Origin of the sequence: Novosphingobium sp. 9U, assembly GCF_902506425.1 — a bacterium.
Taxonomy (GTDB): domain Bacteria; phylum Pseudomonadota; class Alphaproteobacteria; order Sphingomonadales; family Sphingomonadaceae; genus Novosphingobium.
This window is the reverse complement of record NZ_LR732500.1, coordinates 1-20,730: the sequence shown is the minus strand read 5'-3', so window position 1 is coordinate 20,730 and position 20,730 is coordinate 1. Positions and strand designations below refer to the sequence as shown.

The following is a 20,730-nucleotide window of genomic DNA, read 5'->3' as shown; positions in this document are numbered from 1 at the left end:
GTCCCAGACGTTCGCTTCTCGGCCGCGCAGGGCTCCTATTTAGCCCGAAAGGATCGGCTCACACATTATCTGTTCTACCCGGCAACCGCGCCGCTCCGCGGTGACGCTCGGTTTGCCGGCCTGGTTCGAGATCTCGGCTTGGATGATTACTGGCGTCGGTCGAGAACGGTGCCCGACTATCGCCGCAACTGACGCTCGCACGACCCAGAAGACGACATCCACAGCGCCTTTCCGCTTTCCCAGCTTCCGACATTCATTCATCGGTCCGCGACCGACCAGCAGCGCCGCCGGAATGGCGAAAATTGGGACATTCCTGCCGTTCCCTCGCGACTTGTCGAACGGCAGGTCTGACCAGCAGCAGACATTCGGCATCTACCCGATCGGCATCGCAGAACGAAAGAGATTGGGCCGTTTGCTGACAGGTTGGTTCTGGCACAAGGATGCGAAAAGCGGACCCACCGCAGCCGCAATCCAAGTCAGGAAGCGTAGAAAAGTCCAGTGTCAATAAAGCGCCGTCCAGCCGACTCAACAGGTTACGTGATTGGCAATGACACGGCGATTCCGGCTGCTAAGTTCGAGGCGTCCCGTGACCGAGTCGAATACTCAGACGGACGATGTAAACCCGCCATTCGGCCCTCTTTCGAGATGACAGCACCGGCCCTGACGGCCGGACTCTCTTGCCGTCCGCAAGCGGGATGCTTGCGCGCGCGTCGGTACGAGGAAACCGATCATGACACAGGCCGGAGCCACCACCCCCCATCGCCTGACATCGCCATCCCGATGCCATCACCTACACCTGGCGAGCCCGCGCCGATCGCCGCGCGGACTGAGGATCGGCCCGGCTCGTTCATCTTACCGTCTAGCGACGACCAGTCGATCCGGCCGTTCGAATTCCACGCCTCCGACCAGGACCTCGCCGACCTCAAGGGCCGGATTCTTGCGACCCGCTGGCCCGATCGCGAGACGGTTCCCGACGACCCGCAGGGTGTACAGCTGGCCACCATGCAGAAGCTCGCCGCCTATTGGGCTGACGAGTACGACTGGCGCAAATGCGAAGCGCGGCTCAACGCCTTGCCCAATTTCATCACTGAGATCGATGGCCTCGACGTCCACTTCATCCACGTAAGGTCTAGGCATCCCGACGCGCTTCCGGTCATCATCACGCACGGCTGGCCGGGCTCGATTGTCGAGCAGCTTAAGATCGTCGATCCGCTGGTCAACCCGACCGCCCACGGCGGCTCCGCCGCCGACGCATTCGACGTGGTGATCCCATCGCTGCCCGGCTACGGTTTTTCCGCCAGGCCGCCGGAGGCCGGCTGGAATCCGCCGCGAATCGTCAATGCCTGGCTCACGCTCATGAAGCGCCTCGGCTATACGCGGTTCGCGGCACAAGGCGGGGACTGGGGCGCGCTGATCACGGAGATCATGGGCGCAATCGCACCGCCAGAACTGGTCGCGATCCACACCAACATGGCGTCGACTGCGCCGCCCGAAGTGTTCGAGGCGCTTCGCTCCGGGAAAGGCCCGCCCGACGGCCTTAGCAACGACGAACGCTGGGCCTACGAGCGGCTCGACTTGTTCTTCACTCACGGCGTCGCCTACGCCAACCAGATGGGGCAGCGCCCGCAGACGCTGTACGGGATCGCGGATTCGCCAGTCGAGCTCGCCGCCTGGTTCCTCGATCACGATATCTCGAGCTACCGGATGATTGCCCGCGCGTTTGACGGCGCGGACGAGGGCCTGACGCGCGACGACGTGCTCGACAATATCACCATTGCATGGCTGACCAACACCGCCATCTCCGGCGCGCGGCTGTACTGGGAAGCGCTGCCGCGCACGTCAGCGGGCTTCGGCATGGAGCGCAACAACGCGCACTTCTTCGAGCCGATCGGAGTGAGGGTGCCAACCGCGGTCAGCGCCTTCCCCGACGAGCTCAACCAGGCGCCGGAGAGCTGGGCGCAGCGGGCCTATCCGCAGCTCACCCACTACAACCGGCTCCCGAAGGGCGGGCACTTCGCCGCCTTCGAGCAGCCGGGCTATCTGGTGGATGAGATGCGAGCCGGGTTCAGCTCAGTTCGCTGAAAGAAATACCACGCCGGCGGCGCCATCCGGTGCCACCCACCCTTTTCGGCTTCGGGGAGAACCACCGTGAACAGCAAGACTTTGGCAGCGATCGCGCTGGCACTGGGAGGTGCAATGGCCCTTTCGGCGCAGGCACCGCGCCCGCCGGGCTCGACACGCACCGACCTCCAGCGCCACGACCTGAACCTGGCCGGGCGCGAGGTGCTCCAGGCGCGCGTCGATTTCGCGCCGGGGGCGAGCTTTCCCGCGCACCGCCATCCCGGCGAGGAGATCATCTACGTCCTCGAAGGCACGCTCGAATACCAGGCCGAGGACCAACCGCCGGTGAGGCTTACGGCCGGCGACGTGCTGTTCGTGCCGGCGGGCGCGTTCCATTCGGCGAGGAATCTCGGCGCCACACAAGGGAGCGAACTCGCCACTTACGTGCTGGAAAAGGGCAAGCCGCTTACCGAATTCGCTGAGTGAGCGCCCAACGAAGGTACCGGTCATGGGCTACACCGCAACGCTCCAGTTCGATCTGACCCCGCCGACCGAGGCGGACCTTCGCGGGCTTGAAGACAGCCTGAGCGACGAGGAGCGCAATGTCCTCCTCGAGCACGGCACCGAGGCGCCGTTCTGCGGCGTGTTCCTGACCGAAAAACGCCCCGGCGCCTACACCTGCCGGCTGTGCGGCCTGCCGCTGTTCCATGGCGGCACCAAGTTTGAGAGCGGCACCGGCTGGCCGAGCTTCACCCAGCCGTTCGCCCCCGATCATCTCGAATACATCCGCGATAGCAGCTACGGCATGGTCCGCACCGAGATCGTCTGCACGCGCTGCGGAGCGCACCAGGGCCACGTATTCCCCGACGGCCCGCCGCCGACCGGCGAACGATACTGCATCAACTCGGTCTCGCTCGAATTCACGCCCACTGGCGATCAGCTGCCCAACAAGCTCGGCCGGGGTGCGCCCGAAGGCCAGATCTTGGAAACCGAGCAGATCGCGTCGTCAGATCGAGGTTGAGCATGACCGGGAGCGGGCGGTTCTCGCAGGCGAATGTTTCTGAGGAATGCAGGAGTTGGTCCGCAAGCTGCCGGGGAGTGATCTCGACCCGCGTCGGATATACCCGTGACCAGGTGCGGAACGCGACCTATCGCAATCACGAAGGTCATGCCGAGGCGATCGAGATTGTCTTCGACCCGCGCCAGACCTGTGACGCTGCCCCTGGCCCGGGACTTCGACTGGCCGGACATCGGCCATCCGCCTTCGAGCTCTCGCCCCACGAAGCCGACCTCACAGCAAACTGGGTAGTAGAACCACCTCGCCCCCTCGCGCATTGCGGCGAATGGCCTGGGGCGGCTGACCAAAAGCTCGCAGGAACGCGCGTCGCATTCGCTCGGGATCGGAGAAGCCCGTTTCGCGGGCGATCTCGTCCATGGAGTGGCGAGTCTGCTCCATCATCAGGCGCGCTTCCTCGACCCGCAGCTGCTCGACGGCCTTGGCCGGCGAGCGCCCGGTCTCCGCGAGAAAAGTTCGGCTGAACTGGCGGGGGCTTAGATGAGCCGCGTCCGCAAGCAGCTCGACTGACAGCACGCTGGCCAGGTTCTGCTTGGCATAAGCGAGCGCATTTTGGACCCGATCGGACTTGGGCGCGATCTCAAGCGGCGCCGAGTGCTGAGATTGGCCGCCCGCTCGGCGGTGATAGACAACCAATGACTTGGCCACACGCCGCGCCACCTCCACGCCGAGGTCCTTTTCGACCATGGCCAGGGCCAGGTCGATCCCCGCAGTCGCCCCTGCCGAAGTCCAGATCGAGCCGTCGATGATGAAGATGCGATCTTCCTCGACTTCAACGGCCGGAAAGCGCGTCTGAAGCTCGCGAGCGTTCCTCCAGTGCGTGGTCGCTCGCCGCCCGTCGAGCAGCCCCGCTTCGGCGAGTAGAAACGTCCCGTTGCAGATCGCCGCGAGCCGCCGGGCAGTGCTCGCCGCCTCGCGAAGGAACGAAATCAGGCCGGCGCTTGCGTTCGGCGGACCGATCCCGCCGCCGATAATCAGCGTATCGAAGCGATCCACACCCACACGCTCTGTGTCGATCATCATGCCAAGCGACGAGGCGACGCGACTGCCGTTCTCGGACAGCACGCTGATTTCGTAGCGTGCTTCGTCGCTGTTCATGTTGGCAAACTCGAACACCGAAGCTGCCGCGAGCGACATCATTTGGAATTGCGGAACGACGATGAACCCGACGCGCTGCACGGAGAAGTTCCGATCGGTTGTCCTAAATCGAGGTGTAAACGACTTAGGAGGACAGCACCAGCAATTCTAACATGTGTCTGTCAGCCAGCGCTATGCTGTCTTGAACTACAGGACGCAGCACTATGTTTAGTAACAATAAAGGGACCGCGCTCGTCACGGGCGCGTCCTCAGGGATCGGCGCCATTTACGCAGATCGTCTGGCGCGGCGCGGCTACAACCTCGTCCTGATTGCCCGCAATAGGCAACGACTCGACGCTTTAGCTGCCCACATAACCGATCAGACGGGTCGCGCGGTGGAGGTTGTCGCGGCCGATCTTGGCGAAAAAGCCGAGCTGGGGCGGGTCGAGACGGTGCTCAGGACGGACGCCAGCGTCACGCTCCTGGTCAACAATGCCGGGATCGGCGCATCGGTGCCGACATGGCAAGCCGACGTCGACCTGATGGAGCGCATGATCGACATCAATGTGACGGCGCTTACCCGGCTGGCTTACGCCGCCGTCCCCGGCTTCCTTGGTCGAGGGGCTGGCACGATCGTCAACATCGCCTCGGTCGTTGCGCTTGCGCCGGAGTTCCTGCTGAACGGCGTCTATGCTGCCAGCAAGGCGTACGTGATCGCGCTGACCGCATCGCTGAATGCGGAGCTCGGCGATAAAGGAGTGCGCGTCCAGGCGGTGTTGCCCGGCGCCACGAAAACTGACTTTTGGGATCGGTCGGGCGTGCCGCTCTCCGTGGTGCCTGCCGAGATCACCATGCGCGCTGATGACATGGTCGACGCCGCACTGGCCGGGCTCGATCTGGGCGAGACTGTCACTGTCCCGGCGCTATTGGATGTGGCGGACTGGGTTGCCTACGAAGCGGCCCGCGCAGCACTGGTGCCCAATCTCTCCAACGCTGTTCCGGCGGGACGCTATCGCCCAGCAGCGGTCGCCGCCTGATCTTCATCCCTGCTGATAAGGAGAGTAGCCGTGCCGACTTCGTCCCTGGCTTCCGTCCGCCGCCGCCTGCTGACCGTCTCTGTCTCACTCCTAACATTGGGCATGGTCCTCCCCGCGGCCCCCACCTTCGCTCAGGCCGCGGTTCGCACTTCGACAGCCACTGCCAACGACTCCACTATCCGCCCCTTCCGCTTCCACGCATCCGATGCAGACCTTGCAGACCTCAAGCGGCGGGTTGCGGCAACCAGGTGGCCCAGTCGCGAGCTGGTACTAGACGACACGCAAGGGGTGCGTCTCGAAACGATGCACAAGCTCGCGGACTATTGGGCGAACCAGTATGACTGGCGGCCTGTCGAAGCCCGCCTCAACGCACTCCCGCAGTTCGTCACCAAGATCGACGGCGTCGACATCCATTTCATCCATGTTAAGTCCAAGAACCGCAACGCCCTGCCGGTGATCATCACCCACGGCTGGCCGGGCTCCATCGTCGAGCAACTCAAGATCATCGAACCCTTGGCCAACCCGACCGCCCACCGCGGGAACGCGTCGGATGCGTTCGATGTCGTCATCCCCTCGCTGCCCGGTTACGGCTTTTCCGCCAAACCTGAAGAGTTGGGCTGGGATCCCCAGCGTGTCGCCCGTGCATGGGCCACGCTGATGGCGCGTCTTGGCTATCGGCGTTACGTGGCGCAGGGCGGCGATTGGGGAGATGCCGTCAACGAGCAGATGGCTCTCCAGCAGCCCCCAGGGTTGCTAGGGATCCACACCAACATGCCTGGAACCCTGCCGGACGGCATCTCCGCGGCGCTCGCCGGCGGACCTGCGCCGACAGGACTAAGCGGCGATGAAATATACGCCTGGGACCAACTGGAGTTCTTCTACAAGCATCGGGTTGGATACGCACAGGAAATGGGGAGCCGCCCGCAGACCCTCTATGGGATAGAGGACTCACCGATCGGCCTTGCCGCGTGGATGCTCGACCACGACCCCGCCAGCCAGCAACTCATCGGTCGCGTGTTCAATGGGCAGTCCGAAGGCCTTACCCGCGACGATATCCTGGATAACGTCACCCTTTACTGGTTGACCGGCACGGGGATCTCCTCCGGGCGGCTCTTCTGGGAGAGCAAGCTCGCCTTCTTCGCACCCAAGGGCGTCACCATCCCCGTCGCGGTGAGCGCGTTCCCCGACGAGATCTACACTGCACCGCGAAGCTGGACGGAAAAGGCCTTCCCGAAGCTCATCTACTACAACCGACTAACGCGAGGTGGTCACTTCGCAGCCTGGGAGCAGCCGGAGCTGTTCGCCCAGGAAATCCGCGCGGCCTTCCGGCCGCTTCGCGAGACCGAACGATGAGCGGGCAACCTGCAAACCGGCTGCTCGCGGAAGCTCTGGAGGCGCACGGTGGTCTCGATCGCTGGCGCAAGCTCGAGGGGCTCTCGTCCACCATCGTGTCGGGCGGACAGCTTTGGGGCATCAAGGGTGTCGCGATGCCGCCGATCCCGCGCTCGGCGACGACTGAATTTCGCCGCCAGTGGATGTCGGTGACGCCCTTCGGCGAGCCCGACTGGACGATGACCTGGCTTCCCGAACGGGTGGTGATCGACGCAAGCGATGGATCGGTGATCGCAGAGCGTGACCAGCCGAGAGACGCCTTCGCCGGTCACGGCTATGACACCCCCTGGGATCCGCTGCACCTCGCCTACTTCAACGGCTATGCCATGTGGCTCTACCATTCAGCGCCGTTCATCCTGGCCGAACCCGGCTACCGGGTCACCGATCTGGCACCGATCGAGCATGAAGGCGAAACCCTGCGCGGGATTAGCGCTCTCTTCCCGGCGGACGTGCACACCCATTCGCGCGAGCAGCACTTCTATTTCGCAAACAATGGCCTTCTTCGCCGTCACGAATATCACGTCGACGTCTGGGCGGGCACGAATGCGGCACACATGCTGTCCGACTATGTCGAGGTCGATGGCTTCCAGCTTCCCACCCGGCGGCGCGTCTACCCCCGCAACCCCGACGGTTCGCTGCAAGCCGACGTCAACATCGTGGCGGTGGACCAGTCCGACTACGCTTATCGCTAAGTTCATCGCTTATGAAGAAGGAGATCATCATGGATTCCGAACATGTGCTGTATACCGCCAAAACTCACACCACTGGCGGCCGGGATGGCGCCTCGCGCAGCGCCGACGGGCGGCTCGAGGTCACGCTGTCGTCGCCAGGCACTCCCGGCAACGGCACCAATCCTGAGCAGCTGTTCGCGGCAGGCTGGTCTGCCTGCTTCGAGGGCGCGATGGCGCTCGCCGGCAAGTCGATGCACGTGAAGTTGCCCGACGACTTGGCGATCGACGCAGAGGTCGACCTATGCCGGGTGGAGGGCGCTTACTTCCTGCAGGCCCGGCTCAACGTCAGCTTGCCAGGCCTTGACGCCCAGACCGCCCGCGCGATCGTCGATGCTGCTCACCAGACCTGCCCCTTTTCGAAGGCGACGCGCGGCAACATCAAAGTGGAGATTAACCTGGTGGAGGCGCCAGCGAACACTTCCGACCCCGTGCTTGCCTAGGCGGACCGATCCCGGGGCGTTGGCGTACCGGGACGACTGCGATGATCGTAGGAGAGGTCCGATGCACCATGAAGTCGATCCCGAGCGCCGTCGCCTGTTGGGTCTCGCGGCGTTAAGCGTCGCCGCTGCCCCATTCGCCGACCTCTCGTCGGCTGGCGCTCAGTCTGCCGCCTCGCAGGTGCAAACCACTGCCCGATCGTTCGCGCCCTTGCGGCAGATCACGGCTGGCGGACTGAGCGTAAGTTATGCGGAGCTAGGCCCGGCGGATGGCTCGCCGGTCCTGCTTCTTCACGGCTGGCCTTACGACATTCACACCTATGTTGAAGGGGGTCCGATCCTTGCCGCCGCCGGTCGCCGAGTGATAATTCCTTATTTGCGCGGCTTCGGCGCCACTCGCTTTGTGTCCAGCGACACGCCGCGTAACGGCCAGCAGTCGGTCTTCGCGTCCGACGCCATTGCGCTGCTGGGAGCCCTCGGCATACAGCAGGCGGTCGTCGCCGGCTGCGACTGGGGCGCTCGGACGGCCTGCATACTCGCGGCCCTCTGGCCGGAGCGCGTCACGGCCCTCGTCTCCGTCAGCGGGTATCTCATCGGCAGCCAGCGTGCCAACCGCGCGCCCCTTCCGCCCAAAGCCGAGCTCTCGTGGTGGTACCAGTATTATTTTGCGACGGAGCGCGGCCGCCTTGGATATGAGGCTGATCGAAGCGGCTTCGCACGGCTGATCTGGGAGACGGCCTCGCCGACGTGGAAATTCGACGCAGCGACTTTTGCTCGCTCTGCCGATGCACTCGGCAATCCGGATCACGTCGCGATCGTGATTGACAATTATCGCTGGCGGCTCGGCCTCGCGCTGGGGGAGCGAAAGTATGACGCTGTCGAGGCGAAACTCGCCGCTTCTCCTGCCATTAACGTCCCAACGATTACGCTCGAGGGTGACGCCAATGGTGCTCCGCACCCGGAGCCGGGTTCGTATGAGCGCAAGTTTGCCGCCCGGTATGAGCATCGCACGATCCGTGGGGGTATTGGCCACAACTTGCCGCAAGAAGCGCCGCGAGAGTTCGCACAGGCGGTCTTGGACGTCGGCTGAGCCACGCAGACGGATGTCTCAGCGGTCCCACTCGCGAAAGATTAGCTTCGTCAAGCCCGAGTCCATGAGCGCCACAACTGAGCTCAGCCGGCACTTCGCCATTCGACGTTGGGTAGTCCGCTCATTCATCAGCAATCTGGGAGGAACATGTGCAGGTTCAGCTGAAACGAAAGATCGCTTTCGCGCTCCTAATGGGCGTAATCACAACTGGGCTGATTTCCTTCGCGGTTCTGGCTCTCAATCTCGGTTTTTCAGATCGCTTTCTGTCGGCCTGGCTCCGGTCCTGGGGATTCGCATACGTGATCGCCATTCCCGCTATCCTGCTCTTGGCCCCGCCGTTGCAAGCTAAAATCGATCAATTGATCAACTGATCGGTGGGCAAGATCGGCGGGTCGCTAGCGGTTTACTGCTTGGCGCCTTCGAAGCCCAAGAAGCTAGGGAGGGCAGCGGGTATGGCTGCTTTGCCGTCGAGCTCAAACGGCTGGTACCTACCGGTTTAGGGCGCCTAGCTGACAGTCCGCTAAGAGGTGTCCCTCGGCAGGTTCTGTCAGAAGCGGACATCCACGGTGGTTGATCTGAACGACCGACTCTGGTCGAGTGCCGACAGGCAGGCTCTAGGAGGCAGATCGGGATAGCTGTTATCCCAGAGGTAGTGCTATGTCTGCTCACAGTCCAAGTTGGAGCACACAGGATGGCTCTTTCCCCCTCGAGGAACATTAGCCAAACGCTACCTCGCTCAATCGAGTGGTTGGCTATCATGAGCGGCCTCCTTGGGATCTGCTCGTTCGCAAGCCTGATCACGTACATTACGTCGCCGGATCTGCAGATGGAGGAGTCTGGCGCGGTGGCGCCGAGAGGGCAACTGCTCCTAACTGCTCAGTTTCTGTGTTCCGCCGCCCAGGTCTTCCTGATGGTTCCCGTTGCGGTTTGGTTTTATCGTTGGGACGTGGGTCGGAATGGAGTGGCCCGACATTGGGCTATGCTGGGAGTCGTTGCGTTGGGCGCCGTGGGTGTTCTTCGTTTGATAGCAATGGTGGACGTCGCCATCTCCGACATACTATTCATGCTGCCGATGGGCCTGGTTGGCGCATGGCTCATAGCTATCAACCGGGCCAATCCAATGGCGTTGCCCAAATGGATGAGAATCTGGGGTGCTGTCGCGGGCGTCGGTCTGCTTGGCGTGGGACTAAACTTCATTTTCAACGGAGGCCTTGCCGTCTTTTCGGAAGGGCCGAGGGCATATGGAAACAACGTGCGATTTCATATCGGCTTGGGATTGTTCGGATTTCCTGGATTTGCTCTGTTCGCAACTTGGTCGATCCTGCTTGGTCTGCGGCTGTTAACATTATCACGCCGATGGCTACATTGATCGCAAAGCGCGAGGGGCCAGTTTCGAGATAGCAATCTACTCCACGACCGACTTTGGTCACCCGCCGCCCGGCAAATTGTGAGACTCGAACGGCAACTCCTGCCGGCACTCGTCGATCGAGCGGATCAGGGAGAACGTCTTGGTGTGGTCGACAGGAGCCTTCACAGGGCGAGGCTGCCGCGTTCTTCAAAAGGCCGTTACGGCCGTTGGAGAATGATCATGGAAAAGCGAGAGACGGAGATAGTCGCCATCAAGTGTCCGGTCTGGAACGCGGGTAGACCCGTCGGGGCAAAACGCGCTCTGAAGCCGAAGCAGATCTGGGAGATCCGCTTCTACCTTAATCAGCAACGCCGCTTGCGAGATGGGGCGCTGTTTGACCTCGCGATCGACAGCAAGCTCCGAGGCTGCGACCTGGTTCAGCCGAAAATCGGCGATCTCGTTAGCGGCGGGCAAATCCGAACGCGGGCCACCGTGATCCAGCAGAAAACAGGTCGCCCTGTTCAGTTCGAGCTTCTCGCAGACACGCGGGCAAGCCTCCTCGCATGGCTTGATCGACGAGGTGGCACCATCGAAGACTAGGTCTTTCCTAGCAGGGTCAACCATTACGGACCTTAGCACGCGCCAGTACGCCAGACTTGTCGATGACTGGGTCACAGCGGTGGGCCTAGTGCGTATTGAGTATGGTACCCACTCGCTGAGGCGGACGAAGGCATCGATCATCTAACGGGCAACCGGCAACCTCCGTGCCGTTCAGATCCTTCTCGGCCATAGCAAGATCGACAATACCGTTTGTTAGCTCGGAATTGACGTGGAAGACGCACTTGCTCTCGCTGAGAACACCACGATTTGACCGCACCGGCTCCCGTGTCCAGTGACAAAGTGGGCACAAGAGCTGGGACATTGCCATCAATCCCGGCATCATCTGACTACGATCGCTTTTTTTGGTCAGTTCCTGCCCTTTAGGGGAAGAATGCCGTCGCGGGCAAGCACGGCAAAGTGCTCTTCGCTGAGAGGCGGGCTGAACAGATGCCCCTGGCCTAACTTGCAGTTCATCGACCGCAGCATCGCGCGTTCCCCCTCCTGCTCGATGCCCTCTGCCACGATGTCGATACCGAGCTCGGCCCCGAGCTCGATAACCGCGCCAACGATGATCCGCTTCAACGAATGGTGCTGCAAATTCGAAATGAAGCTTCTGTCGATCTTGACCTCGGTCACTGGAAATCGCTCCAGGTAACGTAGGCTCGAATACTCGGTGCCGAAATCGTCGATCGACAAACCGACCCCAAGCTCGCGGACGCGGTGGAAGATCGTCAGCATGTCATGCGAGTCCGTCGCAATTAGGCGCTCGGTGAGCTCGAGCGTCAGCCAGGACGGGTCTGCGCCCGTCTCCTCAAGAACTTCACTGATGAAGGCGACCATATCGCGATGCGTAAATTCGATTGCCGAGACGTTGATTGCGAAGCGCAGCGGTCGACTACGCGAGCGGTTAACACGCGCCGCAAAGTGCGCAATCTTGCGAAAGCCGCGCGCGCCGATGTCGAGGATGAGGCCGGTGTCCTCAGCGAGACGAATGAAGGTGTCGGGCGCCTGGAGCCCGAACAGCCCGTGCCGCCAACGCAGCAGCGCCTCGGCGCCGACAAAGTCGCCTGTCTGGAGATCGATCTTCGGCTGGTAATGGTACGTGAACTCGTCGGCGGAGATCCCCTGCTGGATCTCGGCTGTTAGCCGGATGCGATTAAAGGCCTGCTGTTCGGCACTCAAAGAGAATGCGCACGGCGTCCGCAATTGGGATGCATTCGACTGCGCCATTGCCGCGCCGGCCTGACGCACCAGCATGACCGGATCATCGCCAGGATCGCCTACGGCGTAGCCGGTGGCAAACCGCACCGTGAGCGCCGCGCCTGGCAGGTCGAACCGGGCAGCTAGACGTTCCGCGATTCTAGCGAGGTATTTTGTCGGTTCCGCCTCCTCGCGCAAAGCGAAGACCACTGCGAACTGGTCGTTGCCGACGCGGGCGACTGCCTCGGCGTCCAGCACGGCCAATCGCCGCCCGATTTCGCACAGGAGGGCGTCGCCCAAGTCATAGCCATACCCGCTATTGATGTCATGAAAATGCGCGACATCAACCTTGATCAAAAGCAGCCGGTGCGGGCGCAGCGGCTCCAACCTGGCGAGCAGTCCATCCCGGTTCAGACACCCGGTCAGCTGGTCCTTGTTCAGCATCTCTCTTAGCCGCGCGGTCGTTTCGATCTGCTCAGTGACGTCGCGGATGAAGCCGACGTAATGTGTGGGTGAGCTGGCTTCACCAAGCGGAACAAGGTGTAGCTCGTTCCAGAACAGCGATCCATCCTTGCGGTAGTTGCGCAGCCGAACCTGAGTGGCGACGCCCGCTTTCAGCGCGTGTCGCATGACCCCGATCTCGGGCTGCAGGTGATCGCTGCCTTGCAGATAACGGCAGTTCTTGCCAACTGCCTCATCGCACGAATAGCCGGTGATCGCTTCGAAGGCGCGGTTGACGTAGACGATCGGCGCGTCGGGCGCGCAGATGTCAGCGACGAGGATGCCCTCCTGTGCGCAATCGACAATCGCCCTCGACCGCCACTCAGCGTGCGCTGAGCGGCGCGGATTACGCGATCGAGACAGCAGTGGGACAATTAGCGACGCAAAAGGCAAGGTTCGGCTCGGCAGTCGGTGAGGGCAGCTCCCAAATGGAGGGACAGTGCCAGTTAGCCGCGGGTAATGGCCCGGCCTGATCGTCCGAACAACCGGGGTACGTGCACAGATCCCGCCAAAGATCGCGCACTTGCGGACAATCAGTCGCTGGCGGCCGTGTTCCCAAGCTTGAACCGATCACGGTACTGTCGGAGCGAAATCCCGAGGCGACGCAGAAAAATGCGCCGCGCCGATCCCGCTGTGCCCAACCCGCTCAGCCTCGCCACCTGGTCCAGCGGCAGCGACGTAAGTTCGAGCATGCGCCGAGCCTTGTCGATGCGCACTTGCTCGACGAAAGTGGCGGGGCTGAGGCCAGTCTCGCTCCGGAACACACGTGTAAAGTTGCGGGGGCTCATGGCCACCCTGCTCGCAAGCGCCGCGACGCTCAGATCTTGGTCGGGATAATCGATGATCCAGGCTTGAAGACGAGCGATTGGTGATTGCGTGCGCGCCTGCGCCGCGAGTGGCACGCTGTACTGCGACTGGCCGCCCGGGCGCTTGAGGTACATGACGAGGTGCCGCGCGACTGACACCGCGAGATCGCGACCATGGTCCTCTTCGATCAGCGACAAGGCCAAATCGATGCAGGCAGAAACGCCGGCGGAGGTGAACAGCGGACCCTCACGAATAAAGATCCGGTCCGCGTCGACACGCGCGGCCGGGATCCGAGATCGCAGCGCGTCCGCATAGTACCAGTGGGTGGTGACCTCGCGTCCGTCGATCAGGCCCGCAGCTCCGAGCAGGAAGGTGCCAGTGCAGACCGAGCCAAAGCGCCGCGCCAAGGCGCATCGTTCCCGCAACCAAGTGATCACTGCGTCCGACGGTTCACCGGGAACCCCGTAGCTTCCAGCGACGAGGAGCGTATCGATCTCCGGAACGGGCTCCAAGATCGATTGATCGGGAACGATCCGGAGGCCCGATGCGCAGCGAATGGTGTCGCGCCGCTCGGAAACGAAAGTCATGGCGTAGAGCGTCGCACTCGCCTCGGCATTCGCCTCGTTGAAGGTGTCCATGACGCTGGCGATCTCCAGCGCGTGAACGTCCTCGGGTCCGAAGATGACTACATTTCGGGGCGGCTGGTCACTCATTTCTGACCTCCTTGTGTATGTACGCCCACAACGGTTCTCATTACCTGTCCAAGCATAAGGCCTGCACGGCGGACGCGCGGCGCTCAATCGCCCTCATGTGATCACGTAACGCTCAACGCCGCCCGGCCGTGCCGAGGGTCTCGGCGCGCTATCGTTTCGATCCGCTGCTGCTTGAGTTCGGACTCGCGGTTCGCAATAGATGGTTCCGTCCGACGAAGAACGACCATCGATGGGTGACGGACAGGCGCGAGGGCAGCCGTTACCCTCCACGGCGCTATCCCGGCCATGTGTCCGTTTTTACTACCTCGCACTCGCTAGTTAGCTGCGCGGCTGCGATCTCGTAGAGCGTTATCAAATCTTGTCATAAACAACGTGAAGATGACTTCTCAGTATTCGTGCGCCGGCACCCTAACCTCGATCGATTTCGATCCGCTCGGGGGCAAGATGAGTAAGCCACCTACCGAGTCCACCAGCCGCCTCGCCAGGCCGAGCCCCATTCGGTTGCGGCGACAAACGTCGGTCTCTGGAAACGGTCGACCATCGTCGTCAACCCCGACGCACACGGTAAGCTCGTCAAGGCGCCTCACGAAAATGGTCACTTGACCACCGCGATTCTCGTCGAAGGCATGCTTGATCGCGTTGGTCGCTAATTCATTGACGACGAGAGCCAAGGTAGCGATTTGGATCGACGATAGCCCCGACGCACGGCAAGCCAATTCGAGCGTAAGTACGATGCCACGCGGCTCGGCCTGGCTGCTGAGCGCATCGGCCACCGCCCGCAGCGCTGTTTCCAGGGACGGTAGCCCCCCTCTGAGCAGGCACGAACGGGCATCTGCCAGTATGGCGACACGGTGCATAGCGTCGGCCAATGCCTGTCGCGCCTCGATGTTTGCAGTGCGGCGGCTCTGGATAGCAAGCAGGCTCACGACGAGTTGAAGATCATTGACGCTGCGATGCGCCATCTCCCGCAGCAGCAGGTCGCTTTCCCGGCATGGTCCAAGAGCGCTTCGGGTGGCGCGGGCGGGAGAGGGCAAGATCGATGTCATGGCAAAATTGTCCTGCGCCCAGCGCCCCCCAGCCTGCATCCGGACGATACCTATGTAGTCTTATTCGGGCCCCGCGTGTTGCCGCTGGATGGAGACATGCCAGCGCTTAAGGCCACCTGTAGCAGCTCGGTCAAGTTGGCCGCGTTCAGCCGGCTCATGACCTGGGCGCGATGCAGTTCCACCGTGCGAGGGCTGATCCCGAGAGCGCGAGCGATCGACTTGTTGGTCCCGCCGTTCACCAGCCCTGCCAGCACTTCGCGTTCACGCGGCGTCAGCCTTGCGACCCGAGCAGCGCCGGTCTGATCGGTTGCAGGTTGCCGCGGTGCGCTACGGCAGTCCGCCATTGCCGCGACAAGCGTTGCACGAAAGGCATCGTCGTCGGCGGCGACGAGATAGTCGATCACGCCCGCCTTCATCACCGTCACCACGGCCGCCGTGCTGGCGCCCGGAGTGTCTACTGCGATCGTCGGTAGAGCCAGCGCCCGCGCCTTGAGTTCACGTGGGATCGTCAGTCCGTCCTCTCTGGCCTTACGCAGATCGACCAGCACACAGCCCGGCGCGAGCACCGGCGCGATGTCGAGAAAGGCAGCGGCGCTCTCGAACGTCCGGGCCCGATAGCCGAGCGCGCGAACGGCGGCGGCAAGCTGGCGCGCCTGTGCCGGCCTGGCGCTGACGACATAGACTTGGTGGACATCGTCTTGCGTCATATCCTCCGTAATGCCGCCGATCCGGGTCACGGCACCATTCTCGTCCGGAATCGGAAAACTAGTGTCGCGAAGCCAGCGTATCGAGCCGTCAACTGGACGGATGATACGGTACTCGAATTGCGCCACCTCGCCGGCCTTCGCACTGGCAAGAGCATGTTCGACTTGCTGCCGGTCGTCGGGATGAACATCCTTCATCCAGTCGGACACGGTGATTGCCGCCTCTCCGCGCGGCTGGCCCCAAATCCTTTCATAAGCGGCGCTGCGATAGACGATCGTGCCGGCAGTCGGGTCCCCCACCCAGATAAGGTTGCTGCTGTGCTCGGCAAAGCCGCGGAACTGCGCTTCGCTAGCGCGGATCATGGCTTCGGCCCTGCGCTGGTCAGTGACGTCGATGGCAGCGCCGATGAAGCCTACCGCCCGTCCATTCTCGAAGGTCGTCTGGCCGGAAGTTGCTATGTAGCGCGTGACACCATCGCTCCGACCGGTCACCCGATATTCGATGCGGTAGCGCCCATCGCCCGCAGGATCGATACAAGCGACGATGGCGCTGCGAACCTTGGCGAGATCCTCCGGATGGATCCCTGCCTCATAGACATCCATATCGACGGCAGCGTCAGGCGGCAGCCCCCACATAGCGCGCACGCGATCGTCCCACTCGAGCGCGCCTGTAACTGGATCCCACGAGTAGATTCCAAGGCCGACGAGCTCGGTGGCGGCGCGTAGCCGCGCTTCGTTCCTCGCCAGCGCCTCTTCGAAGGTACGACGCTCGCTCGTATCCCGCGATGCGCCCACAACCAATTCGACTTGGCCGTCATCGCCCCGAACCGGCCCCCAATTGAATGCGAAGTACGCTTCGTACCCGATCGGGCTTTTGAAAAAGACCTCGTCTTCGACGGTCGAACCGTCAGTGAAGATGCGGTCGATGTGACCGTTAAGCCGTTCGGCCAGTTCGGCAGGGTAATCGAGTTCGGCGAATGTCTTGCCGATCATCTGGTTCGCTGTCAGCCCGAACAGCGCGAGCATCGCCTGGTTGGCGTAGGCAAACCGGTGTTGCCGGTCAAAAGCGTACACGAAGTCCGGCAAGGACGAGAGTGTGGTGTCTAGAAACCGCGTCTGAGTGGCAAGCACGGCGCCCGCCTGTGCGATCCGTTCCGCCGCGCGTTTCAGATCGTCCACGTTCTGGACGACCACGATCACCCCAGCGTCCGAGTCACTGCGGTGCTCCAGCGGGACCGCGCTGACCCGCATCCAGCGTGCAGGTGCATTGTCCGGGCTGTATAGGAAGTCGATCCCCGGCACGACCCTCTCACCGCGCAGTGCTCGCGCGCCGGGATAGGAGGCAGGTTCGAGTTGGTGTCCGCTCTCATCGAAGGAAAGCCATCGTGCCGCATTCTCCTTCTGTCGCGAAGGCAACGCCGTCAACCCGACATAGTCGCGCAGACGCTGGTTAGAGTGGATCAGATCTCCGTGGCGGTCGTAGACGCCCACGCCCAGCGGCAGGTGATCCAGCACGGACGTCAGCAGCGTCTGCTGCTCGCGACGCGCCTGCTTGTCCGTTCTTGGTGTATCGGCCGCCATCCGTCCGCCCCTCCAAGGCTGCCGGTTCTCCGGCGAGTCCTGGAGTGCTCGGATGGTTCCCTAGTGATCGTCCGGGTGCCTGACAGCATCGATGACCGGTTAGGTCGCGGTGCAGCCAAGGAGGATTTCATGAAGGCGCTGGTTTGGCACGGCAAGGAAGACGTCCGCTACGACACGGTATCGGATCCCTCAATCGAGCATCCCCGCGATGCGATCATCAAGGTGACGAGTTGCGCAATCTGCGGCTCCGATCTCCACCTGTTTCACAACCTGATCCCGGCCATGTTGCCCGGCGACATCCTGGGCCACGAGACCATGGGCGAAGTGGTCGAAGTCGGCAGCGCCTCGAAGGACAAGCTCGCGGTCGGTGACCGTGTCGTCATCCCCTTCACCATCCAGTGTGGTGAGTGCGACCAGTGCCGTCGCGGCAACTTCTCGGTGTGTCAGCGCACCAACAGGAAGGGTCAGCTTGGCGATAAGACGTTCGGCCATCGCACCGCCGGCCTGTTCGGCTACACGCACCTGACCGGCGGCTACCCGGGAGGTCAGGCCGAATACCTGCGCGTACCGTTTGCTGACACCACCCACATCAAGGTCCCGGACGGCATCGACGATGAGAAGCTGCTGTTTCTGTCCGATATCCTGCCGACCGGCTGGCAGGCCGCGGTACAGGCCGATATCCAGCCCGGCGACACCGTCGCGGTGTGGGGCTGTGGTCCCGTCGGCCAGATGACGATCCGCTCGGCGATCCTACTCGGCGCCGAGAAGGTGATCGCCATCGATTGCCTGCCTGAGCGCTTGTCGATGGCTGCCGCCGCCGGCGCGATCACTCTCAACTTCGAGGAGGAAAGCGTCGTCGAGCGCCTCAACGAGCTAACCGGCGGCGAGGGACCGCACAAGTGCATCGACGCGGTCGGCGCCGAGAGCCACGTGAGCGCCGGGCAGCCCGACACGCTGCTGGACCGCGCCAAGCAAATGGTCATGGCCGAGAGCGACCGCCCGCACGTGCTGCGCGAGATGATCTATGTCTGCCGGCCAGCCGGGGTCATCTCGATCATCGGCGTCTATACCGGCCTTGTCGACAAGATCCCGATGGGCCAGGCGATGAACAAGGGGCTGACCTTCCGCATGGCGCAGGCGCATGTGCCCCGCTGGACCGAGGACCTGCTCCGCCGGATCGAGGATGACCAGATCGATCCCTCCTTCGTGATCACCCACAAGGTCGACCTCTCGCAAGGTCCCGAGATGTACCGCACGTTCCGCGACAAGGCCGACGGCTGCATCAAGGTCATGCTTCGCCCCTGAACCCAGTCCGACCTTCAGTACGAAAAGGTGTCATCATGCCACTCACCAACGTCACGCATATCGCCCGCTCGAAAGGAGACCCGCGGGTCCAGCACAAGGGTCCAAGCTCGCTTACTGCCCCGGACAGACTGTCTCGCTTTCTCGGGTGGTTCTCGATCGGCCTTGGCCTTGCCGAGGTGCTGGTGCCCGGCCGGATCGGCCGCAAGCTCGGGCTCGGCCACAAAACGGGCCTAATCCGCGCCTACGGCGTGCGCGAGCTTGCAAGCGCGGTGCCGACGCTGTCGGTCGACAAGCCGGCCGGCCTGGCGTCGCGGATCGCAGGCGATGCGCTTGATCTCGCAACGCTTGCAATCGCACTTCGTCCCGGCAACCCGAAGCGCGGCAACGCGGCCGTCGCCACCGCCCTGGTGATCGGGATCACCGTGCTCGACGTCGTCGCCTACCTCGGCGTGAAGGCGGCGCACCGTCGCGCCCCGAACTCCCGGCGCGACTACTCCGACCGTGGCGGCTTTCCGCAGGGTGCGCAGGCCTCGCGTGGATTGGCCCGGCGCGACTTCGCGATCCCGCCGGACTATCGGGCAGAAGGGACGGTCGCGGACGCGCTGCCCGGGATGGTTGCGTAGCAGCAGGCGCATCGAGGCACGGCCATGACTCTCGAGCAAATCGGCGGGGCGGTGCTGATGCTGCTCTTCCTCGCCGACATCTTCCTGACCGTGCTCTACGCAAGAGCCGGCACGGGCGTCCTGGCACCGCGCTGGAACCGACTAATTTGGGCCCTGATCAAAGCCATCTCACGACCGTTCGGCCGCCGGCGCTCTGCGGTCCTGTCCTTTGCGGGACCGCTCATCGTCGTCGCGTTGATCGGGTTCTGGGCGCTCGGGCTTACCGCCGGTGCCGCGCTCGTCATCCGCCCGGAACTTGGCACCGCGATCCGACCGAGCAGCGGGGACACGCCCACAGACTTCGTCACCGCGCTGCTGGTCGCGGGTAGCAGCCTGTCGATCGTGGGCGGAGGCGACTATTCGCCGCACACTTCCGACACGAGGCTGTTATTCCTCCTCAACTCGCTGATCGGCGCCTCGGTTTTGTCGCTGGTGTTGAGCTACCTGGTCCAGGTCTATTCCGCCCTTCAGGAGCGCAATGCGCTGGCGCTGAATGTCGACCTGCTGACAGGCGGAAAGGGAGACGCTGCCGAAATGCTGGCCCGGCTTGGCCCGGGTGGCGACTTCAGCGACGCCACCAGCGAGCTGAGCAATCTTGCGCGCTCGCTCGCCACGATCAAGGAAGCGCACCACTTCTACCCGCTGTTGTTCTATTTCCGCTTTTCCGAGCCGCGGTATGCGGTGTCGCGGTTCAGCTTCGTGCTGCTCGATCTCACGACCTTGATCGACACTTCGCTTGATCAGCACAAGTACGGAACCCTCGTACGCGCCGCGTCCGTCGGAGCGCTGCGCCGATGCGCCCTGCTCTTGTTGCAGACCCTGGACCGGCATTTTCCCAACTCCGACGACGAACGCGCAACAGGACACGGTCCGAGCTATGAAGAGAGCTATGCCGCCGCTCTCGCAACGATGCGCGGTGCGGGCATCACGATCCAGCCGGACAACGCTGCATACGCCGAGCAGCGCAGCGGGTGGGATCCACTTATCCGCCGCGTGGCTTTGGAGTTGGGATACGACACAGATGAGATCCAACGCCGCTGGGCACCCTTTTGATCTCGAGGGTCTGCGAATCGATGGACAAGCTTCCGCCGGGCCTTCTGATGAACAAGGGCGTGACTCTCCGCACGGCTCAGCAACAAGGCCGAGTCTTCGGGCCGTATTCGCTCCTTGCAGCGGACCGAGATTGAACACGATCCCTGCGGTCCGCTGACGCGCGCTCCCCATCTACGGACGCTTGTCGTCTAATCGCGTCGGTTGCAAGAGGGCTTTGGAGATGCCGTTGCCGGGAGCATGGTCGTCTTCGCGGTCGGCATATGCCGCCGCATGATGGAGCTTCGCGGGCGATCCTTCCAAGGTTCATGAC

General features: G+C 62.9%; 19 protein-coding genes and 2 pseudogenes. 16 read left to right on the top strand and 5 right to left on the bottom strand.

Annotated elements, in window-relative coordinates; genetic code table 11:
• The 5 genes and pseudogenes from GV044_RS22290 to GV044_RS16540 all read left to right on the top strand — a co-directional run.
• Positions 1–192 (top strand): hypothetical protein (locus GV044_RS22290; RefSeq protein WP_236555040.1); only part of this gene is annotated, 192 nt, incomplete at its 5' end.
• A gap of 588 nt (positions 193–780) precedes the next feature.
• Positions 781–2,082: an epoxide hydrolase family protein gene (locus GV044_RS16555; RefSeq protein WP_159872901.1), complete on the top strand. Its 1,302-nt coding sequence runs from the start codon at positions 781–783 to the stop codon at positions 2,080–2,082.
• Positions 2,083–2,148: 66 nt separating this feature from the next.
• Positions 2,149–2,547 carry a cupin domain-containing protein gene (locus tag GV044_RS16550; protein ID WP_236555039.1) on the top strand — a complete coding sequence of 133 codons (399 nt, stop codon included), beginning with the start codon at positions 2,149–2,151 and terminating at the stop codon, positions 2,545–2,547.
• Positions 2,548–2,569: 22 nt separating this feature from the next.
• Positions 2,570–3,082, top strand: a complete 513-nt coding sequence (gene msrB, locus GV044_RS16545; RefSeq protein ID WP_159872899.1) for a peptide-methionine (R)-S-oxide reductase MsrB — start codon at positions 2,570–2,572, stop codon at positions 3,080–3,082.
• Between the two features lie 46 nt (positions 3,083–3,128).
• Positions 3,129–3,270, top strand: a pseudogene (locus GV044_RS16540) (peptide-methionine (S)-S-oxide reductase); the annotation flags it as partial.
• Positions 3,271–3,352: 82 nt separating this feature from the next.
• Here GV044_RS16540 and GV044_RS16535 read toward each other — a convergent pair.
• Complete coding sequence (locus GV044_RS16535; protein WP_236555038.1) at positions 3,353–4,315, bottom strand: GlxA family transcriptional regulator; 963 nt, start codon at positions 4,313–4,315, stop codon at positions 3,353–3,355.
• Between the two features lie 122 nt (positions 4,316–4,437).
• Here GV044_RS16535 and GV044_RS16530 point away from each other — a divergent pair, with 122 nt between their 5' ends.
• From GV044_RS16530 to GV044_RS16495, 8 genes and pseudogenes are all read left to right on the top strand, one after another.
• Positions 4,438–5,250 carry an SDR family oxidoreductase gene (locus tag GV044_RS16530; protein ID WP_159872897.1) on the top strand — a complete coding sequence of 271 codons (813 nt, stop codon included), beginning with the start codon at positions 4,438–4,440 and terminating at the stop codon, positions 5,248–5,250.
• 102 nt (positions 5,251–5,352) lie between these two features.
• Complete coding sequence (locus tag GV044_RS16525) at positions 5,353–6,603, top strand: epoxide hydrolase family protein (RefSeq protein ID WP_159872907.1); 1,251 nt, start codon at positions 5,353–5,355, stop codon at positions 6,601–6,603.
• Complete coding sequence (locus tag GV044_RS16520) at positions 6,600–7,334, top strand: hypothetical protein (RefSeq protein ID WP_201299142.1); 735 nt, start codon at positions 6,600–6,602, stop codon at positions 7,332–7,334. The genes GV044_RS16525 and GV044_RS16520 overlap by 4 nt, the downstream gene beginning before the upstream one ends.
• Before the next feature lie 11 nt (positions 7,335–7,345).
• Entirely contained in the window at positions 7,346–7,813 is a 468-nt protein-coding gene (locus tag GV044_RS16515) for an organic hydroperoxide resistance protein (RefSeq protein WP_236555037.1), read from the top strand.
• A 61-nt stretch (positions 7,814–7,874) separates the two neighbouring features.
• Positions 7,875–8,900, top strand: a complete 1,026-nt coding sequence (locus GV044_RS16510; protein WP_159872895.1) for an alpha/beta fold hydrolase — start codon at positions 7,875–7,877, stop codon at positions 8,898–8,900.
• Between the two features lie 149 nt (positions 8,901–9,049).
• Positions 9,050–9,271, top strand: coding sequence for a DUF2798 domain-containing protein (locus GV044_RS16505; RefSeq protein WP_201299141.1), 222 nt, complete (start codon positions 9,050–9,052; stop codon positions 9,269–9,271).
• A gap of 386 nt (positions 9,272–9,657) precedes the next feature.
• Positions 9,658–10,269, top strand: coding sequence for a hypothetical protein (locus GV044_RS16500; RefSeq protein WP_159872893.1), 612 nt, complete (start codon positions 9,658–9,660; stop codon positions 10,267–10,269).
• Between the two features lie 219 nt (positions 10,270–10,488).
• Positions 10,489–11,065, top strand: a pseudogene (locus tag GV044_RS16495) (tyrosine-type recombinase/integrase).
• A 149-nt stretch (positions 11,066–11,214) separates the two neighbouring features.
• On the opposite strand, the gene GV044_RS16490 reads toward GV044_RS16495, so the two are convergent.
• From GV044_RS16490 to GV044_RS16475, 4 genes are all read right to left on the bottom strand, one after another.
• Positions 11,215–12,942, bottom strand: coding sequence for a bifunctional diguanylate cyclase/phosphodiesterase (locus GV044_RS16490; RefSeq protein ID WP_159872891.1), 1,728 nt, complete (start codon positions 12,940–12,942; stop codon positions 11,215–11,217).
• A 140-nt stretch (positions 12,943–13,082) separates the two neighbouring features.
• Positions 13,083–14,069, bottom strand: coding sequence for a GlxA family transcriptional regulator (locus tag GV044_RS16485; RefSeq protein WP_159872889.1), 987 nt, complete (start codon positions 14,067–14,069; stop codon positions 13,083–13,085).
• A gap of 386 nt (positions 14,070–14,455) precedes the next feature.
• The gene (locus tag GV044_RS16480) at positions 14,456–15,115 is read right to left on the bottom strand and encodes a sensor histidine kinase (RefSeq protein WP_159872887.1); all 660 of its coding nucleotides are present in this window, start codon (positions 15,113–15,115) and stop codon (positions 14,456–14,458) included.
• 50 nt (positions 15,116–15,165) lie between these two features.
• Positions 15,166–17,400: a PAS domain S-box protein gene (locus tag GV044_RS16475; RefSeq protein ID WP_159872885.1), complete on the bottom strand. Its 2,235-nt coding sequence runs from the start codon at positions 17,398–17,400 to the stop codon at positions 15,166–15,168.
• 129 nt (positions 17,401–17,529) lie between these two features.
• On the opposite strand from GV044_RS16475, the gene GV044_RS16470 reads away from it, so the two are divergent.
• The 3 genes from GV044_RS16470 to GV044_RS16460 are packed head-to-tail and all read left to right on the top strand — an operon-like array spanning position 17,530 to position 20,420.
• Positions 17,530–18,705 carry a zinc-dependent alcohol dehydrogenase gene (locus GV044_RS16470; protein ID WP_159872883.1) on the top strand — a complete coding sequence of 392 codons (1,176 nt, stop codon included), beginning with the start codon at positions 17,530–17,532 and terminating at the stop codon, positions 18,703–18,705.
• A 35-nt stretch (positions 18,706–18,740) separates the two neighbouring features.
• On the top strand, positions 18,741–19,328 hold the full coding sequence (locus GV044_RS16465) for a hypothetical protein (protein ID WP_159872881.1): 588 nt from the start codon (positions 18,741–18,743) through the stop codon (positions 19,326–19,328).
• Between the two features lie 24 nt (positions 19,329–19,352).
• Positions 19,353–20,420, top strand: a complete 1,068-nt coding sequence (locus tag GV044_RS16460) for an ion channel (protein WP_159872879.1) — start codon at positions 19,353–19,355, stop codon at positions 20,418–20,420.
• Positions 20,421–20,730: the final 310 nt, after the last annotated feature.

Excerpts from the sequence above, each read along its gene's own strand:
- GV044_RS16555 (WP_159872901.1), top strand. The coding sequence starts at position 781 with ATGCCATCACCTACACCTGGCGAGCCCGCGCCGATCGCCGCGCGGACT.
- msrB (WP_159872899.1), top strand. The coding sequence starts at position 2,570 with ATGGGCTACACCGCAACGCTCCAGTTCGATCTGACCCCGCCGACCGAG.
- GV044_RS16530 (WP_159872897.1), top strand. The coding sequence starts at position 4,438 with ATGTTTAGTAACAATAAAGGGACCGCGCTCGTCACGGGCGCGTCCTCA.
- GV044_RS16525 (WP_159872907.1), top strand. The coding sequence starts at position 5,353 with ATGGTCCTCCCCGCGGCCCCCACCTTCGCTCAGGCCGCGGTTCGCACT.
- GV044_RS16520 (WP_201299142.1), top strand. The coding sequence starts at position 6,600 with ATGAGCGGGCAACCTGCAAACCGGCTGCTCGCGGAAGCTCTGGAGGCG.
- GV044_RS16515 (WP_236555037.1), top strand. The coding sequence starts at position 7,346 with ATGAAGAAGGAGATCATCATGGATTCCGAACATGTGCTGTATACCGCC.
- GV044_RS16510 (WP_159872895.1), top strand. The coding sequence starts at position 7,875 with ATGCACCATGAAGTCGATCCCGAGCGCCGTCGCCTGTTGGGTCTCGCG.
- GV044_RS16500 (WP_159872893.1), top strand. The coding sequence starts at position 9,658 with ATGAGCGGCCTCCTTGGGATCTGCTCGTTCGCAAGCCTGATCACGTAC.
- GV044_RS16485 (WP_159872889.1), bottom strand. The coding sequence starts at position 14,069 with ATGAGTGACCAGCCGCCCCGAAATGTAGTCATCTTCGGACCCGAGGAC.
- GV044_RS16480 (WP_159872887.1), bottom strand. The coding sequence starts at position 15,115 with ATGACATCGATCTTGCCCTCTCCCGCCCGCGCCACCCGAAGCGCTCTT.
- GV044_RS16475 (WP_159872885.1), bottom strand. The coding sequence starts at position 17,400 with ATGGCGGCCGATACACCAAGAACGGACAAGCAGGCGCGTCGCGAGCAG.
- GV044_RS16470 (WP_159872883.1), top strand. The coding sequence starts at position 17,530 with ATGAAGGCGCTGGTTTGGCACGGCAAGGAAGACGTCCGCTACGACACG.
- GV044_RS16465 (WP_159872881.1), top strand. The coding sequence starts at position 18,741 with ATGCCACTCACCAACGTCACGCATATCGCCCGCTCGAAAGGAGACCCG.
- GV044_RS16460 (WP_159872879.1), top strand. The coding sequence starts at position 19,353 with ATGACTCTCGAGCAAATCGGCGGGGCGGTGCTGATGCTGCTCTTCCTC.